The sequence below is a fragment of the Flavobacterium sp. ARAG 55.4 genome (assembly GCF_051846875.1).
Lineage (GTDB): Bacteria > Bacteroidota > Bacteroidia > Flavobacteriales > Flavobacteriaceae > Flavobacterium > Flavobacterium plantiphilum.
Map to the genome: position 1 here is coordinate 25,237 of NZ_JBPYCT010000013.1, position 16,933 is coordinate 42,169.

15 protein-coding genes are annotated in these 16,933 nt (G+C 35.8%); 14 read left to right on the top strand and 1 reads right to left on the bottom strand.

The window, feature by feature from the left end; translation table 11 throughout:
• Positions 1-5: 5 nt before the first annotated feature.
• From ACSV4D_RS14260 to ACSV4D_RS14275, 4 genes are all read left to right on the top strand, one after another.
• Positions 6-1,076 (top strand): M20 family metallo-hydrolase, encoded by a 1,071-nt coding sequence (locus ACSV4D_RS14260; RefSeq protein ID WP_408079121.1) that lies wholly within the window; start codon positions 6-8, stop codon positions 1,074-1,076.
• 153 nt (positions 1,077-1,229) lie between these two features.
• Positions 1,230-2,510, top strand: a complete 1,281-nt coding sequence (gene argH / locus ACSV4D_RS14265) for an argininosuccinate lyase (protein WP_439228780.1) — start codon at positions 1,230-1,232, stop codon at positions 2,508-2,510.
• Between the two features lie 200 nt (positions 2,511-2,710).
• Positions 2,711-3,565 carry a hypothetical protein gene (locus ACSV4D_RS14270; protein WP_439228781.1) on the top strand — a complete coding sequence of 285 codons (855 nt, stop codon included), beginning with the start codon at positions 2,711-2,713 and terminating at the stop codon, positions 3,563-3,565.
• A 15-nt stretch (positions 3,566-3,580) separates the two neighbouring features.
• Entirely contained in the window at positions 3,581-4,579 is a 999-nt protein-coding gene (locus tag ACSV4D_RS14275; protein ID WP_439228782.1) for a DUF4421 domain-containing protein, read from the top strand.
• A gap of 141 nt (positions 4,580-4,720) precedes the next feature.
• On the opposite strand, the gene ytxJ is transcribed toward ACSV4D_RS14275, so the two are convergent.
• Entirely contained in the window at positions 4,721-5,110 is a 390-nt protein-coding gene (gene ytxJ / locus ACSV4D_RS14280) for a bacillithiol system redox-active protein YtxJ (RefSeq protein ID WP_408079114.1), read from the bottom strand.
• 146 nt (positions 5,111-5,256) lie between these two features.
• Here ytxJ and clpB point away from each other — a divergent pair, with 146 nt between their 5' ends.
• From clpB to ACSV4D_RS14330, 10 genes are all read left to right on the top strand, one after another.
• Positions 5,257-7,866 (top strand): ATP-dependent chaperone ClpB, encoded by a 2,610-nt coding sequence (gene clpB / locus ACSV4D_RS14285; RefSeq protein ID WP_439228783.1) that lies wholly within the window; start codon positions 5,257-5,259, stop codon positions 7,864-7,866.
• A 441-nt stretch (positions 7,867-8,307) separates the two neighbouring features.
• A complete protein-coding gene (locus tag ACSV4D_RS14290; RefSeq protein ID WP_439228784.1) occupies positions 8,308-9,027 on the top strand; it encodes an SLATT domain-containing protein in 720 nt (239 codons plus the stop codon).
• Positions 9,028-9,162: 135 nt separating this feature from the next.
• The gene (locus ACSV4D_RS14295) at positions 9,163-9,939 is read left to right on the top strand and encodes a hypothetical protein (protein ID WP_439228785.1); all 777 of its coding nucleotides are present in this window, start codon (positions 9,163-9,165) and stop codon (positions 9,937-9,939) included.
• A 3-nt stretch (positions 9,940-9,942) separates the two neighbouring features.
• Positions 9,943-10,173, top strand: a complete 231-nt coding sequence (locus ACSV4D_RS14300) for a hypothetical protein (protein WP_439228786.1) — start codon at positions 9,943-9,945, stop codon at positions 10,171-10,173.
• A 729-nt stretch (positions 10,174-10,902) separates the two neighbouring features.
• Positions 10,903-11,694 (top strand): 3-keto-disaccharide hydrolase, encoded by a 792-nt coding sequence (locus ACSV4D_RS14305; protein ID WP_439228787.1) that lies wholly within the window; start codon positions 10,903-10,905, stop codon positions 11,692-11,694.
• A gap of 120 nt (positions 11,695-11,814) precedes the next feature.
• On the top strand, positions 11,815-12,714 hold the full coding sequence (locus tag ACSV4D_RS14310; RefSeq protein WP_439228788.1) for a pirin family protein: 900 nt from the start codon (positions 11,815-11,817) through the stop codon (positions 12,712-12,714).
• 115 nt (positions 12,715-12,829) lie between these two features.
• On the top strand, positions 12,830-13,588 hold the full coding sequence (locus ACSV4D_RS14315) for a GDSL-type esterase/lipase family protein (protein WP_439228789.1): 759 nt from the start codon (positions 12,830-12,832) through the stop codon (positions 13,586-13,588).
• Between the two features lie 144 nt (positions 13,589-13,732).
• The gene (gene nhaA, locus ACSV4D_RS14320; RefSeq protein WP_439228790.1) at positions 13,733-14,917 is read left to right on the top strand and encodes a Na+/H+ antiporter NhaA; all 1,185 of its coding nucleotides are present in this window, start codon (positions 13,733-13,735) and stop codon (positions 14,915-14,917) included.
• A 415-nt stretch (positions 14,918-15,332) separates the two neighbouring features.
• Complete coding sequence (locus ACSV4D_RS14325) at positions 15,333-15,665, top strand: hypothetical protein (protein ID WP_439228791.1); 333 nt, start codon at positions 15,333-15,335, stop codon at positions 15,663-15,665.
• A 141-nt stretch (positions 15,666-15,806) separates the two neighbouring features.
• On the top strand, positions 15,807-16,682 hold the full coding sequence (locus tag ACSV4D_RS14330; RefSeq protein ID WP_439228792.1) for a DUF808 domain-containing protein: 876 nt from the start codon (positions 15,807-15,809) through the stop codon (positions 16,680-16,682).
• Positions 16,683-16,933 lie beyond the last annotated feature (251 nt).

The window sequence follows — 16,933 nt, forward strand, 5'->3', positions numbered from 1 at the left end:
ACAAAATGAAAAACATCGAAACACTTACTCAAGAAGCAATTGCACTATTAAAAAACCTGATTGAAACGCCTTCCTTTTCCAGTGAAGAACAACAAACAGCACTTTTAATAGAAAATTGGTTTAACCAGAACGAAATACCTTTCAAGAGAGAGAACAACAATGTTTGGGCATTCAATAAACACTTTGACAAAAACAAACCTACGCTTTTATTAAACTCACATCACGATACAGTACGCCCTAATCAGGCCTATACCAATGATCCTTTTAAAGCTATAGTTGAAGATGGAAAATTATACGGTTTAGGAAGTAATGATGCAGGAGGCTGCTTAGTTTCATTACTGGCTTCCTTTGTTTATTTTTATGATAAAGAAAATTTAGCACATAATGTGGTTATCGTTGCTTCCGCAGAAGAAGAAAGCAGCGGAAAAAATGGTTTAAACAGCGTTTTAAAACACCTGCCTGAACTGGAATGCGCTATAGTGGGCGAGCCTACCTTAATGCAATTAGCTGTTGCCGAAAAAGGATTACTGGTTCTTGATATAAAAGTAAAAGGAACTCCAAGTCACGCTGCACATCAAAACGATGACAGCGCCATCTATAAAACACTGCCTATCGTAGAATGGTTTAAAAACTATTCTTTCGAAAAAGTTTCGGAGCAATTAGGACCTGTAAAAATGACCGTAACTCAGATTAATGCCGGAAAACAGCACAATGTAGTCCCGTCAGAATGTGATTTGGTCGTAGATATCCGGGTAAATGACTGCTACAACAACAGCCAGATTTTAGAAACGGTAAGAGCTAATGTTGATGCCGAAGTAAATCCGCGTTCGATGCACTTAAACGCCTCTTCTATTCCCGTTTCTCACGGATTAGTTCAGGCAGGTATCGCACTTGGAAGAACAACTTATGGCTCTCCTACTCTTTCAGACCAGTCGGTTTTAAATTGTAAATCCTTAAAATTAGGTCCCGGAGACAGTCTGCGTTCACATTCGGCAGATGAGTTTATTTATTTACACGAAATCGAAGAAGGAATTGAATTGTATATCAAAATACTAAGCGATTTCTTCAAAATTTAAAATATTCAGGAGCTAATCCCGCTATTCGCTACAATCTTTTTATCCCAAAAGACGGGATAAAAAGGATTTTCGCTACTATCGGGGCTAAAAATTATAAAAGGATAATAAGTACGGACAAGTCACGACTTGTCCCTTTAACAAAAAAAATATCTTATGAAACTTTGGGAAAAAGGAATACCAACAGATAAACAAATCGAACAATTCACTGTAGGAAACGACCGTGAACTGGATTTGGTTTTAGCCAAATATGATGCTTTAGGTTCAATTGCTCATGCTAAAATGCTGGGGCAAATTGGTTTATTAACCCAAGAGGAAACCGATTCATTAGTACTTGCCTTAAATGAAATTATCACTGATGTTGAAAAAGGCGATTTTGAAATCGAAGACAGTTTTGAAGACGTACATTCAAAAATAGAATATCTGTTAACGATAAAGCTAGGCGATGCCGGAAAAAAAATCCACACTGCCCGTTCCCGTAACGATCAGGTTTTAGTAGATGTGAATTTATATCTAAAAGACGTTGTAAAAGACCTTAAAACTCAGGTAAAAACATTATTTGATTTGCTGATGGAATCAGCTGAAAAACATCACAATGTGTTATTGCCCGGTTATACGCATCTACAAATCGCTATGCCATCCTCATTCGGAATGTGGTTTTCTGCTTATGCCGAGACGCTGATTGATGATATTACGATGCTGAATGCCGCTTTAAAAGTGGTCGATCAAAACCCTTTAGGTTCGGCTGCCGGTTATGGAAGCTCCTTCCCTATCAACCGAAGCTTTACCACCAAAGAATTAGGTTTCGAAACTTTGAAATACAATTCGGTGGCGGCACAAATGAGCCGTGGAAAATCGGAGAAAACAGTCGCTTTTGCGATGAGCAGCGTAGCAGCAACATTGGCCAAATTTTCTATGGATGTCTGTTTGTACATGAGTCAGAATTTTGATTTCATCTCTTTACCTGCTCATTTAACTACAGGTTCCAGCATTATGCCACACAAGAAAAACCCCGATGTTTTTGAATTAATCCGTGGAAAATGCAATAAAATCCAGTCTTTACCATACGAAATCACTTTGATTACCAATAATTTGCCAAGTGGGTACCACCGTGATTTACAATTACTAAAAGAAGGTTTGTTTCCGGCAATTCAAAACTTACAAGCCTGTCTCGATATCGCTATTTTCTCGATTAAAGACATTCAGGTAAAAGACGAAATCCTAAACGATCCTAAATACAATTACCTGTTTACCGTGGATACTTTAAATGAAATGGTAGTGGCAGGAATGCCTTTTAGAGATGCATACAAAGCTGTTGCTGAGCAATTAGAAGCCGGCACCTATCAGTCTCCAAAAGAAACCAGACATACTCATGAAGGAAGTGTCAACAACCTCTGTCTGAAAGAGATAAAAGGAAAAATGAACCGCGCTTATTAAAAAAAACATACCTCAATATAAGCCATGAATTCAGGAATTATAATTTAATTTCTGAATTCATGGCTTTTTTTCGTTTATAATTAAAATATTGTATTATTATATTATCATTTTATTAAATCGACTCTTTTTAGTTTTTTTTTGTAGGATTATAAGTTTGTAAGAATTAATTTTAGGATATCAAATTCTTAAAATTTTAAACTATGGCATCCTTTACTTTTAAAAAAACCGTGTGTTTTCTAATCTTCTTTTTTAACCTGCTTATTTTAAGTGCTCAGAATAAAACAGATACTGTTATTATGACTAATGGAGAGAAAAAAGTTGGAAAAGTTGTATCTGTCAGCGAAAATGCTATTAAATTTACATATCAGGGAGAAGCTTTGGAATATGAATTGAAAAAATCAGGAATCAGCAAAATTGAATTTGCCAGTGGAAGAACTGAAATAATTACAAACACTGATATTCCATCTGCTTCTGCTTCTACTGCCACAGAGAGAAAAGGCAGAATTGCTGTTTTACCTTTTGAATTTATTACAAATGATTCCGCACTTAATGCGAATGCTATGGCAGAGCAATTGCAAAACGACAGCTACCTTTCCATTAAAGAAAACACTCATGGATTACAAATTCAGGATCCGGTAACAACCAACAGCATTTTAGCCCGAAACGGAATTCCTTATACATCCATCAAATCAAAAAGCCCGGCAGAAATGGCCATGCTGTTAGGTGTCGAAAACATCGTTTACGGAATTGCAAATGTTACAAACAAAGGGACTTCTTCATACGGCAGCGGAGTATCTACCTATAATGGTAAGGAAACAGAGAAAAAAGAAGGAAACAAAGAACAGACTAAATCATCCGGCAGTATTTACAATTCTAATAATGCAACCACTATTATTAATTATGACACTAAGATTAGCTTAAATTTTTATAATGATCAGGGAACAAATCTTTATTCAGAATCCAGAAATTCTTTTGGCACCAGTTTCGATGCTTATCATGCCACTATCAACTATCTGATTAAGCGTTGTCCTTTTGGTTCTAAAGTAAAAAACTAATACTGAGCTGAAGTTATGAAAAAGCACTGTTTCTTTTTTCTATTGTTATTTTCTGCACTAAGCTGGTGTCAGAATCCAAAGCCGGATGCTGTCAAAGACAGCTTAGCAAATGAATACATTCAGTTGTATGAGGATGATATAAAAACAAGACTGGGTTTCAGTAACAGTTTTAACTCGTTTCACATTAAAGATAAAAATAGTAATCTGGATTTTACACTGTCTCCAAATCAGAGAGTACGCACTACATTTACCTTTATGTATAAATTTATCGAATTTGATCTGGGTTACACACCTGAATTTATCCGTTTTAATAAAGACAATGAAAGTAATGGTAAAACAACATTCTATAATTTCAGCACCCGACTCTATCTGGGGAAATGGATGCAGAGTATTGATTATAGCAAAACAAAAGGATTTTATGTGGATAAAGACGATATAGGAATTGATGAAAACTTATTGTTTTCAGATTTTCAGGTTCGGAAATTTGGCGGAAGCACTTCATACATTTTTAATCCAAATTTTTCATTTAGAGCCGTCTTTTTACAAAGTGAATGGCAAAAGAAAAGCGCCGGAAGTTTTGTACCCGGCATCAGTTATTATTTTACCCGGATAAAAAATAACACTCCCAGCGAAGACAACAGTATTGACATTGCTGCAGGTCCCGGCTATTACTATAATTGGGTGATTAATAAGAAATTTTTAATTGCTGCAGGAGCTTATGGCGGAGTTGGTTACAATAATACCAAAACAACCTATACTGACGGCACAGCTGACGAAAAGGTAGACGGACTTTCACTGCAGGCGCAATTATCACTCAATATAGGATACAATTCTGAAAGATTTTATACAGGAGTTACAAGCAGACTGAATACCTTTTATTACAAAACTGATCCCAGAATTCATATTCAGGACCAACAGCAGTTTTTTGAATTTTATATAGGCTACCGTTTTAAAGCACCTGAAAAAATCAGTAATGCGGTAAACAATCCTCAGAGTATAATTAAAAAGAAATAAATCATAAATAAAAAAACCCCGAATTCACGAATTAAGTTACTATAATTCGTGAATACGAGGCTTTACACTTTTAATCTGTACTATGTGGCTAAAGAAGGAATTATCAATTCGTGAATTAGTAGCAATGACTGAAACAAAAATCTACAGCTTCCCTTTCAACACTGTAGCATCAATATCTGAATGTGAAGCATCATAAACCGATTTTCCGTCTTTAATCAATAGAATTTGTGGTGATTCATGATACACATTAAAACGATTTGCTATTTCATTCGAAACTTCGCGGTAAGCGATTAAATCCAGAAAATAAGGTGTAACCTCGCCCTGTAAATCAAAATCCCTTTCAAACTGTTTCAGCGCCATTCTGCTGATACTGCAACGTGTACTGTGTTTAAAGATGAGCGAAGGTTTTTCATTTGAATTAAAAATTATCGCTCCTAACTGATCGATTGTAGTCAGATTTTCCCAGTTTATTTTAGACTCTTGTTGTTTTGGAGTTTCATCACTCCCGAAAATATTTTTAAAAAAACTCATATTTTGACAGATTTTCTGACTTTTTGGCGTTTAGAAATGATAAAAATCAGCTTTAAAATGCCTTTTTGTCCTTAATTTTATAGATGGAATATAATTTGTCCCTTTCTGCAAAGTTAAGTATAAGTTTAAACCAAATCTATAAAAATATGAACATTAATAAATTTACAATCAAATCTCAGGAAGCCATACAACGTTCCCAGCAACTGGCTCAGAGTAACGGACAACAGCAAATTGAAAACGAACACATTTTCAAAGCTATTTTTGAAGTCGATGAAAATGTAGCACCTTTTATTTTAAAAAAACTCAACGTAAATGTACCGTTGTTTTTGCAGGTTCTGGACAGCACGATTCAAAGCTTCCCAAAAGTTTCGGGCGGCGATGTGATGCTTTCCCGTGATGCCAATAAAGCATTGAATGAAGCCGAAACTATAGCTAAAAAAATGAACGATGAATATGTATCTGTCGAACACTTAATTCTGGCTATTTTTGACTCTAAATCAAAGGTTTCCCAAATATTAAAAGATCAGGGCGTAACCGAAAAAGGACTTAAAGCGGCTATTGATGAATTGCGAAAAGGCGAAAGAGTGACTTCAGCATCGGCTGAGGAAACCTACAATTCGTTAAATAAATACGCAAAAAATCTGAATGAGTTAGCCAAATCAGGAAAATTGGATCCGGTAATTGGTCGTGATGAGGAAATTCGGAGAGTATTACAAATTTTAACCCGAAGAACTAAAAACAACCCGATGCTTGTGGGAGAACCCGGAGTAGGTAAAACCGCTATTGCCGAAGGATTAGCACATAGAATTGTAGATGGCGACGTTCCTGAAAACCTGAAAGAAAAAATCGTTTATTCACTGGATATGGGAGCATTGATTGCCGGTGCGAAGTACAAAGGAGAATTTGAAGAACGTTTGAAATCAGTGGTAAAAGAAGTTACTTCTGCCGAAGGAGATATTGTACTTTTCATTGACGAAATCCACACCCTTGTGGGTGCCGGTGGTGGCGAAGGTGCCATGGATGCTGCTAATATTCTGAAACCGGCTTTGGCTCGTGGCGAACTCAGAGCAATTGGTGCAACGACTTTGGACGAATACCAAAAATATTTCGAAAAAGACAAAGCGCTGGAAAGACGTTTCCAAAAAGTACAAATTGAAGAACCGGATACGGAAAGTGCCATTTCGATTTTGCGTGGTATCAAGGAAAAATACGAAACTCACCATCAGGTGCAAATTAAAGACGAAGCCATTATTGCTGCGGTAGAATTATCACAGCGTTATATTACCAATCGTTTTTTACCGGATAAAGCCATCGACTTAATGGACGAAGCCGCTTCTAAAATCCGAATGGAGATTAATTCCAAACCAGAGGAGCTGGATGTTTTAGACCGTAAAATCATGCAGCTTGAGATTGAAATCGAAGCCATCAAACGGGAAAAAGACGAGGCAAAACTAAAAATTTTAGGTTTGGAATTAGCCAACCTGAAAGAAGAAAGAAACAAGATTTTTGCCAAGTGGAAAACTGAAAAAGATGTAGTAGATAATATTCAGGCGGTTAAAAAAGAAATCGAAGACTTTAAATACGAAGCCGAACGTGCCGAACGCGATGGTGATTATGGAAAAGTTGCCGAAATAAGATACGGAAAAATCAAAGAAGCTCAGGAGCAATTAGACCAATTAACAAAAGAGCTGCAGGAGAATCAGTCCGGCGGAAGTTCGTTAATCAAAGAAGAAGTTACCCGTGAAGACATTGCCGAAGTGGTGGCGAAATGGACCGGAATCCCGGTGGTAAAAATGCTGCAGGGTGAGCGTGAAAAACTGCTGCATCTGGAAGAAGAACTGCATCGCAGAGTAGTCGGTCAGGAAGAAGCCATTGAAGCCATCAGTGATGCCGTGCGTCGCAGCCGTGCCGGATTACAGGATATGAAAAAACCAGTAGGTACCTTCCTTTTTCTGGGAACCACCGGTGTGGGTAAAACCGAATTAGCCAAAGCGCTGGCCGAATATTTATTCGACGATGAAAACGCGATGACCCGTATCGATATGAGCGAATATCAGGAACGTCACTCGGTAAGCCGTTTAGTAGGTGCGCCTCCGGGATATGTAGGTTATGATGAAGGCGGACAACTGACCGAAGCCGTGCGTAGAAAACCGTATTCGGTGATTTTGCTGGATGAGATTGAAAAAGCACATCCCGATACGTTTAACATTCTGTTGCAAGTCTTGGACGAAGGTCGTTTAACAGACAACAAAGGACGTCTCGCCGATTTTAAGAACACCATTATCATCATGACTTCTAATATGGGAAGCCAGATTATTCAGGAGAAATTTGAAAACCTAAAAGGAAGTGTAGAAGCCGCCACCGAAGCAGCCAAAACAGAAGTTCTGGGATTGCTGAAGCAAACGGTTCGTCCGGAGTTCATCAACCGTATTGACGAAATTGTGATGTTTACGCCGTTGACCAATGCCAATATTGCACAAATTGTAGGTCTCCAACTGAAATCTGTGACTAAAATGCTCGCACAACAAGGCATTACGATGGATGCCACACCCGAAGCGATTGCGTATTTGTCTGACAAAGGATTCGACCCGCAATTTGGTGCCCGTCCTGTTAAACGTGTGATTCAAAGAGAGGTTATGAACCAGTTATCTAAGGAAATCCTGTCCGGAAAAATCACTACCGACAGCATTATACTTTTAGATGCTTTTGACGGCCAATTGGTTTTCAGAAACCAAAGCGAAAAAACAGAAGTGTAAGCCATAGTTCATTGCGAGCGCAGCGTGGCAATCTCACTAAGTTACTCAACTTGCTTTTAGTAATGAGATTGCTTCGTTCCTCGTAATGACTGACAAGAAATATAATAATTAGAACACCAGTCCTAACCGATTGGTGTTTTTTTTTATTTAGGAGCAGAACGAATGTTTTCCATAAGTACTACCCTCCTGCTCTTGCCTTTATCTCGTTTTGCTTCACTTCACGAGGATACCGGCTCGATCAGGGCTATTTAAGACAAATCATTTTCAAAATAACTTTTGTAAGAATATTTTAATATATTTGAGAATAAATAAAACTCAAAAAAAGTTGAACTAATACAACATTAATTTGTTGTAATTGCTCGATAACAAAAGTAAAAACTAAGAATATAAATAAGTCAGCAATAATTCTAAGAGAAACCGTAGAATTCAACTATCTAAGAAATGATAAAGTATTTTTGTAAAAAATGGAAAGCTATTAAAAGAGCAAAGAATATACGTAAAATAAAAATTAAGAACGAAAATAAAATTCCACCATATCTTAAAAACAACAGTTTTGAAGAAGAATTAAATTATAAATTATGGTCAACTAAAGGTGCAAGATTTTCAGCAAGTCATAGAAATCATATCTTAAATAAATTATCTTCGAAATCAATTGGATATTTATCTGCATATCTTATAATTATTGGAGTAGTCAATTTGTACGATATTAATTTATTAGGTGTTAAAATATTTGACAATCAAGTTGGTTTCATTTCAACTGCTTTTTCTGTTTTAATCCTTCTCTTTAGTCAACTTGAAAGTTCTGAAAATTTTGCCTTAAAATCAGAACGATATCATAGTTGTTCTTTAGATATTGCTGAACTCTACAATAGGACAAGATTTACAAAAGACTTTACAACAGACCCTTTAATTAAACAAAACGAACTTCTACAAATAAGTATTGAATATGATAGAATTCTAAAAAAATATGAAAATCATTTACCGATAGATTATTTGAGATTTCAATTAACTAAACCAAAATATTTTGAATTAAGTCCTGCAAAGATAAAATGGATTTGGTTGAAATACTATTGCAAAGTTTATCTTGTTTACCACATATTAATATTTGGACCTCTATTGATACTAATTATAATAGCACTAGTTAATAGCAAATATTACTAACAATTGCTGAAAGAGATTTGGGAAGTTTTGGCAAATCCGAAAATAAGGCTTAATTTATCCCAAAACCTCTTGTTGCAAGGGAGCGTTAGTTGCAACCGTTATGACAATCGTTTAAAATCAGAAATTACAATAAATATGAAAGTAACATTCGATTCAAATACTTGGAGAAAAGTCGCAAGTCCTGACAATTTTCCTAAAGATCCTTTTATTCAGGATTACAGGAAGATAAGAGAAGCTATAAATGATAGTAGAATTATACCTTTCATCTCAGAAACTGTGTTTACCTTAGAAGCCATACGAAAAATCGATAGAAAAAAATTTTTTAAGGATTATAAAGCAGAAATTACAACAGATATTACCGAAACCGAGGATGGACAAATAAAGATGAGTTTTAAAATTGGTCCTAATGAAAATGCGCATCCTGGAAACAACGAATTTCTAAAAGAGCATTTTGCAAATGCTGCTAAATTGGGATTTAATATAATTAACTTACCAAGAGTTGCAGGAATAACAAATAAAGATATTGAAAGTTTAAAATACAAAATGAGTAATGAAAAGCTAACAAAATATCTTGACAAAGTTTTTGAGGTTGGTGCAAGAATTACTGAATTGAAAGCAGGAGATTATGAAATTAATCGATTGGGGCTTAAATATAATCCCGAAGCAGGAATGCATGGAATTGGTGATGCACCAGATTCAGAAAACGGAAATATAGCTAAAGCTGTGGCAGAATGGGCTGACGGCGATTCGGTAGCTTCTCATATTGCTATTGGTGGAGATTATTTTTGCACAAATGACCAAGCTGTTTCCGGTGGTTCAAATTCAGTTTTTAGTATCAAGAATTTAAAAGTACTTAATGACGAATATGATTTCAAAACTGTCACTCCAACTGAACTTGCAAAAATGCTATAAACCATGGCACTAATCAACCCGCACATTAACTTTAACGGAAATGCCAAAGAAGCATTTACATTTTACCAATCAGTATTTGGTGGAGAGTTTGTAAATATTATACATTTCAAAGATATCGCAAATTCCCCACTGGGTCTCGGTTTCTCCACATCCCCCGATCGCGCGGATTTGCAATCCGTGCCCGCAACAATGAGTAAAAAGCATCTTACAGAGATGCTTCCTTCTTCAGCATGACAAGTTTGTGGTTAGTTGAAGTTAAAAACTGGCTCCCACTGGGTCTCGTTTGTCCGCAACGCTGGTGCTTGCCTGCGGCGAGTACCAATTATCAATCAAAAGATAAATCGTAGCGTTTGCAACGCGGCTATCTTTAGAAGCTGGAATTGTATTTCATGATAGAAATTATAACGAAAATAATACTTTGCTTTTGTAAAATGTAATGTCTAATCAGTATTAAGCCGCATTGCAAATGCTTTATATGATTTTCAAAAGTAAGTAGGTATAAGTTCATTGCGAGGAACGGGCGCCATCCCACTAAGTTGCTCAACTTCTCAGCTCTTTGTAGTGAGATTGCCACGCTATCGTTCGCAACACAACAACAAAATCTCCAAACAACCATCTTACGGAGATGCTTCCTGCGTCAGTATGACAAGTTTGTGGATAATTGGAATGGTAAAAACTTCATTACAATTAATGCGTATTTGTGCCCGCAACAATGAGTAAACACGCAGCTCGCGGAGATGCTTACTGCGTCAGCATGACAAGTTTTTTGCTAGTTGGGCTGGTAAAAAAGTTCATTACAATTAATTTATGTTTCTTCCCATGCTACCGCACAAAATGAAATTCGACGTAGTCAATCCTTTCGTGTGGTTCGTGATATAAAACTAAATACCCATCAAAAGATAAATCGTAACATTTGCATTGCAGCTAAAAATACTTATTTTTATAGACTTAAAGATATAGCATATGCGAATAGTTATAATTTCGGTTTTGATGGTATTAGCAATAAACAGTTGTACTTCTGTTAAAAGCTTACCAAAAAACAACGAATGGATTAGCCTCTTTAACGGCAAGGATATCAAGGATTGGTTTGTAAAAATTCACCACCATGAAGTGGGAGAAAATTTTGGTAATACTTTCAGGGCAGAAGACGGTATTTTAAAAGTACGCTATGACCAATACGGCGATTTTAATGACCAGTTTGGGCATTTGTATTACAAGATTCCATATTCTTATTACCATCTTAAATTAGAATATCGTTTTACAGGCAAACTCCAAAAAGGGGCGCCAAGTTATACCTTACGCAATAGTGGTGTTATGTTTCATTCTCAGGATCCCAGAACGATGCCTAAAGAGCAGGATTGGCCTATTTCAGTTGAGTTTCAACTGTTGGGAGGTCTGGGTGATGGCAAGCCGAGACCAACAGGAAATATGTGTTCCCCGGGTACTAACGTAGTCTATAACGGCAAGCTTGATGAAACCCACTGTATCAATTCTAAATCAAAAACCTATGATGGCGATCAATGGGTAAAAGCAGAAATAATTGTGCTGGGTGATTCACTGATTACTCATATTATCAATGGTGAAAAGGTGCTGGAATATTCGAAACCGCAGATAGGCGGAGGTGTGGTAAATCGTTTTGATCCTGCCGTTAAAGTGGATGGTAAGTTGTTAAAAAGTGGTTTTATAGCCTTACAAAGCGAAGGACAACCTGTAGATTTCAGAAACATACAACTTAAAGATTTATCTAAAAAATAATTCTCCCACAAGGACTTTACATACCTTACTATCCTGAATGGAAAGTAACTAAAAAATGCAGTGTAGGTGCTTATTCCGCCACCATTGCAACTAAAATATCTAAATTAAAATTTGCCTGATATGCAATCAAACGTAGGATTAATAATAGAAGAAAAAGCAGTAAGTATTGGTAATTTTTTGGTTGGAAGGCTTTTGCCCTTTAGACAAAAAAGAGCCGTAGGTCCCTTTTTATTTATAGATCACATGGGTCCCGCCTGTCTTGAAGAACATCAGAATTTAGATGTTCCCCCTCATCCCCACATCGGGCTTTCTACTTTGACGTATCTCTTTGACGGAGCCATTTTTCATCGTGACAACATGGGGAATGCTATAGAAATAAAGCCTGGTGAGGTCAATTGGATGACTGCCGGAAAAGGGGTGGTACACTCTGAACGAACTCCGGAATATTTGCGTACCAAAGATAAATTTTTACACGGTTTACAAATTTGGATTGGTTTACCAAAAGAACTCGAGCAATGCGAACCCGCTTTTAGTCATTTTGATAAAGAAGAAATCCCTGTTTGGGAAGAAAATGGCGTTACCTACAAACTCATAGCAGGAGAATTGAAAACTATTAAATCACCTGTTCTGGTGCATAGCCGGTTGTATTTTATTGAAATAAAAACGAAATCGGCTCAAAAAATAACTATTGGAGACCATCTTTTTGGTGAAGTGGGAATGTATGTCTTAAACGGAAGTGTAAAAATTGACAATACTGACTATGGCAGTAAACAATTATTAATTGCCCAGAATGCTTCCTTATGTGCGTTTGAAACCAATGGAGAAACGACACTTTACCTTTTTGGAGGAGAACCTTTTGAAGAAGAACGTTTTATGTACTGGAATTTTGTCAATTCGGATAAAGCTATTTTAGAAAAAGCTAAAGAAAATTGGGAGAATCAAAACCCGGAAGCTTTTCCTAAAATTCCTAATGATGATAAAGAATTTGTTCCTTTACCAAAACCAAAATTCAATAATTAGTAATCCCTCCTACTTCAAAAACTAATAAAATGCGACAGAAACAGAACTAAAATTCATAAAAAACAAACCTAACGTTTGAAGCACTTTCCATTTTAAAAAAATAAATTATCCTAAAATGCTAAAAAAACAATTTTTTCTTCTGTCTCTCATTTTAGTGTGCAAAGTGCTGACAGCACAAACGACTTCACATACGGATGAGCAAAAAGCAAAACTGTATCCACATCAGGAAATTATTTCCCGATACCATAACAACTGGACACAAAAGCATTACCCCAAAAGAATAGCGCTTTTTGAGAAAGAACCTTTAGAGATGGGCGACATTGTTTTTATTGGTAATAGTATTACAGAAGGAGGACTCGACTGGAGTGCCAAATTTGGAATAAAACACATTCGCAACCGAGGAATTGCCGGAGATGTTACTGATGGTGTACTCCAACGCTTAAATGAAATTACGTATTTTAAACCAAAAGCCGTATTTATCCTAATTGGAATTAATGATCTTTTTAGCCTTCATCATAAAGAAGATAATTCTGCTCTAAAATATGACAAAGTGGTTCCTTCACCTGAATATATTGCAAAAAACATATTGAAAATCGCAAAAATTATTCATCATAAATCACCATTTACCAAGGTGTATGTTCGTACCCTTTTGCCTGTTCGGAGAGCTTATCTGAAAGAAGACATTCTGGTAGTGAATACAATTATTAAAAAAAATGAAGCTAAGGGCTATTATAAGCTAATTGATTGGTTTGCTGAATTTGCAGATGCAAACGGCGAACTAATCAAGGAACTGACCAAAGATGGCGTTCATTTAAATGAGAAAGGATATCAGCAATGGGTTAATTTTGAGAAACCAACAATCCAGGCACTTTAGCCTAAAACTTTATGGCCTATTTTCTGTTCTAAATTAGAATCTGCTTCTCCCTGAGCTACATTTTTTTATAACTTTAACGCATGTTTTTTTAGGATGGTTCTTCAAATATTGGTAAATTGCGATATTTAACAACTACAATAAAACATGCAGAAAACGATCAATTTAAAAGCTTTTAAAGAATTTGTTCAATCAAGTAATTTCGGAGGGTTCCTCCTTTTTTTATGCGTAATAATTTCATTAATAATTGCAAATTCATCGCTTGCTGATCCGTTACAAAACCTGCTGGAAACCAAACTCGGTTTTGAAAACCAGGCAATACATCTCAATTATTCCGTAAGCATGTGGATTAATGATGGATTAATGGCTATTTTCTTTCTGCTGGTAGGACTGGAAATCAAGAGAGAAATTATAGAGGGAGAACTTTCTTCACCTAAAAAAGCTATTCTGCCTATCATAGCTGCCATAGGCGGAGCTGTGGTTCCAGCTTTTATTTATTCGTTTTTTAATACCGGAATGGAGACTGTTTCGGGTTGGGGAATTCCTATGGCTACCGATATTGCTTTTGCTTTAGCTGTAATTTCTTTGTTAGACAAAAGAGTACCTGCGAGTTTAAAAATATTTTTGGCAGCTTTAGCTATTGTGGATGATCTGATCGCTATTTTAGTAATTGCCATTTTTTATTCATCCGGAATTGAACTGACATATTTAGCCTATGCGGGTATTGGAATGGTGGTACTTATTTTAATGAACCGCTTCAATGTAAAGAATCCCTATCTGTACTTAATCCCTGGTATATTTATCTGGTATTTTGTACATCATTCAGGAATTCATGCTACAATTGCCGGAGTACTGGTTGCCATGACGTTGCCTACAAACGATACAAACATAGCATCACCCTTAGAGAGACTGGAACACACACTTGTAAAACCGGTTAACTTTTTTATCATTCCGCTCTTTGCATTTGCCAATACAAATATCACGATTCATAACGAAATGATTGAAGGCTTAACTTCACCATTAGGCTTAGGTATTTCGATGGGACTGATTTTTGGTAAACCTATCGGAATTGTTACCACTTCCTTTATATGCTCTAAACTAGGATTGGGTCAGTTACCGGCTAACAGTACAATAATTCATATGGTTGGTTTAGGTTTATTAGCCGGAATAGGATTTACAATGTCTATTTTTATTTCGATGCTGTCTTTTAGTAATCAGCTGCTCATTGAAGAAGCCAAATTATCAATATTGATTACTTCACTAATTGCGGGTATTTTAGGCTATCTGATTTTGAAATTTTCTTGTAAAAACAGTAATACTGCTGATGTTTAAAAAGCTGTTTTTTTTCTTACTGGCTATCAGTCTGTTTTATTGAAACATTTTCTTTTGCAATAGAAGAATCTGCTGACTTCGTATGCCTGATATTACCCGATACCCTTTTGCGGAAGCGCCATAAATTTTGAAACTATTTTCAATTGTTTTGTAAAATGAAACGCTATTTTAATTCCGAACTTACTTCGTAGTAATTACTATTGATTACTATAAAAGATACGAATTAAAAACAGCTTATTATGAATAAATTATTTAAAGCGCTAATAGCAGGTTATGGAGCAAAAAAGTTAGGCGGGGGCTGTTTTAGCACCATCCTGATTTTTATCCTTATCTGGGTATTATTGGGACAATGCAGTCATTAAAGACACTTTTATAGCGGTATTTCAACACAGTACTAACATTAAAAAAAAGTATTATGAAAGATAAAAATACAGAAACTAAGAAAACAACCAGCAGTGAGGAAATTGATAACACAGATCCAAAATTGCGTAAAGAAATAGATGTAGATACCGAAGGAAACAAAACTGTGGTTGACAGAGCAAGAGAAGAAGATGCAACTGATGAAGGTATTCTGAACGATGCAGATCCTGACAATCCCAATATCAACCGTGGAGTTACTACTGAGAAAGAGGCGATGAAAACGGTAGAAAACAAGGACCTTAATTCGGATATTACTCCAAACAGATATCCCAATTCAAAGTCTGAGAATCTACCGGACAACAAAAAATCAGAAGAAAAGCCACAATAACAGCTGTACTATCATAATTCAGCTGACAGTACTATAAAAACAGATTGCAAAACATAAAAAATTACTGTATTTTTTTTTTATAAAATATTCTGTAAAAAACAAAAGATATAGTAGATTAGCGCTCAGAAAAATTAAACAAATATGGCATCAGGTATTTTCGCATTATTAGATGATATAGCAGCAATCATGGATGATGTTGCGGTAATGAGTAAAGTAGCCGCAAAAAAAACAGCCGGTATTCTGGGCGATGATTTAGCGGTTAATGCTGAAAAAGCTTCCGGATTTGTATCGTCAAGAGAGTTACCGGTATTGTGGGCCATAGGAAAAGGCTCATTACTGAATAAAATCATTATTTTACCTGTAGCCTTTTTGCTCAGTGCTTTTTTTCCGGTAGCAATTACAGTGATATTAATTTTTGGCGGACTCTTTTTAGCCTATGAAGGAGCCGAAAAAATTTATGAATTCTTATTTCACAGGCAACATCATACCACTCAGCCGGTAGTTGAAAAGCTTACAGAAGAGGAAATTTTAGCAATGGAAAAAGGCAAAATAAAATCAGCTGTTGTAACCGATTTTATTTTATCAGTAGAAATTATAATTATCGCACTGGGTACGGTCATCGAAGAATCTCTTTCAACACAGATTCTTGTAGTTTCGGTTATTGCTATACTGGCCACTGTGGGGGTTTACGGCATTGTGGCTTTGATAGTAAGAATGGATGAAGCGGGTTATAAACTGATACAATGGGCTGGTAACAGAGAACACAGTATTCTTAAAAAAACCGGAAAAATATTAGTACTCGCCTTACCTAAAGTAATCAAAAGTTTAGCTATCATTGGAACGATTGCGTTACTGCTGGTTTCGGGAGGAATATTTGTACATAATATTGATTTTTTTCATCATTTATTTCCTCAGCTGCCTTCATTTGTAAAAGAATTCATTATCGGACTAGTTATTGGATTTATTGTTTTAGGCATAGTCACTCTTTTTAAAAAAATATTTGGAAAGAAAAATTGAATTAAACACCTATTATCTTGTTATAAAGCTGTATTTTTTTACAGCTTTTTTTATGGCAAACACTTGATGGTAATCACAAACTACTGTTGTATAAACCATTAACATCTTAAAATTTCAGCGAAGAAAAATTAAATGCCCTATTGTAGCATTTATAACTAAAAAACCTTATTTTAGTAGAGGTCGTTCCGGTTTTTTCTGGTTTTTTTATCCAAAAAAACGAAATGCTTCACAGAGAATAACAATCAAAAAGA

What these genes read in the sequence shown, in the direction of transcription:
- ACSV4D_RS14260 (WP_408079121.1), top strand. Translation starts at nt 6, where the DNA reads ATGAAAAACATCGAAACACTTACTCAAGAAGCAATTGCACTATTAAAA.
- argH (WP_439228780.1), top strand. Translation starts at nt 1,230, where the DNA reads ATGAAACTTTGGGAAAAAGGAATACCAACAGATAAACAAATCGAACAA.
- ACSV4D_RS14270 (WP_439228781.1), top strand. Translation starts at nt 2,711, where the DNA reads ATGGCATCCTTTACTTTTAAAAAAACCGTGTGTTTTCTAATCTTCTTT.
- ACSV4D_RS14275 (WP_439228782.1), top strand. Translation starts at nt 3,581, where the DNA reads ATGAAAAAGCACTGTTTCTTTTTTCTATTGTTATTTTCTGCACTAAGC.
- ytxJ (WP_408079114.1), bottom strand. Translation starts at nt 5,110, where the DNA reads ATGAGTTTTTTTAAAAATATTTTCGGGAGTGATGAAACTCCAAAACAA.
- clpB (WP_439228783.1), top strand. Translation starts at nt 5,257, where the DNA reads ATGAACATTAATAAATTTACAATCAAATCTCAGGAAGCCATACAACGT.
- ACSV4D_RS14290 (WP_439228784.1), top strand. Translation starts at nt 8,308, where the DNA reads ATGATAAAGTATTTTTGTAAAAAATGGAAAGCTATTAAAAGAGCAAAG.
- ACSV4D_RS14295 (WP_439228785.1), top strand. Translation starts at nt 9,163, where the DNA reads ATGAAAGTAACATTCGATTCAAATACTTGGAGAAAAGTCGCAAGTCCT.
- ACSV4D_RS14300 (WP_439228786.1), top strand. Translation starts at nt 9,943, where the DNA reads ATGGCACTAATCAACCCGCACATTAACTTTAACGGAAATGCCAAAGAA.
- ACSV4D_RS14305 (WP_439228787.1), top strand. Translation starts at nt 10,903, where the DNA reads ATGCGAATAGTTATAATTTCGGTTTTGATGGTATTAGCAATAAACAGT.
- ACSV4D_RS14310 (WP_439228788.1), top strand. Translation starts at nt 11,815, where the DNA reads ATGCAATCAAACGTAGGATTAATAATAGAAGAAAAAGCAGTAAGTATT.
- ACSV4D_RS14315 (WP_439228789.1), top strand. Translation starts at nt 12,830, where the DNA reads ATGCTAAAAAAACAATTTTTTCTTCTGTCTCTCATTTTAGTGTGCAAA.
- nhaA (WP_439228790.1), top strand. Translation starts at nt 13,733, where the DNA reads ATGCAGAAAACGATCAATTTAAAAGCTTTTAAAGAATTTGTTCAATCA.
- ACSV4D_RS14325 (WP_439228791.1), top strand. Translation starts at nt 15,333, where the DNA reads ATGAAAGATAAAAATACAGAAACTAAGAAAACAACCAGCAGTGAGGAA.
- ACSV4D_RS14330 (WP_439228792.1), top strand. Translation starts at nt 15,807, where the DNA reads ATGGCATCAGGTATTTTCGCATTATTAGATGATATAGCAGCAATCATG.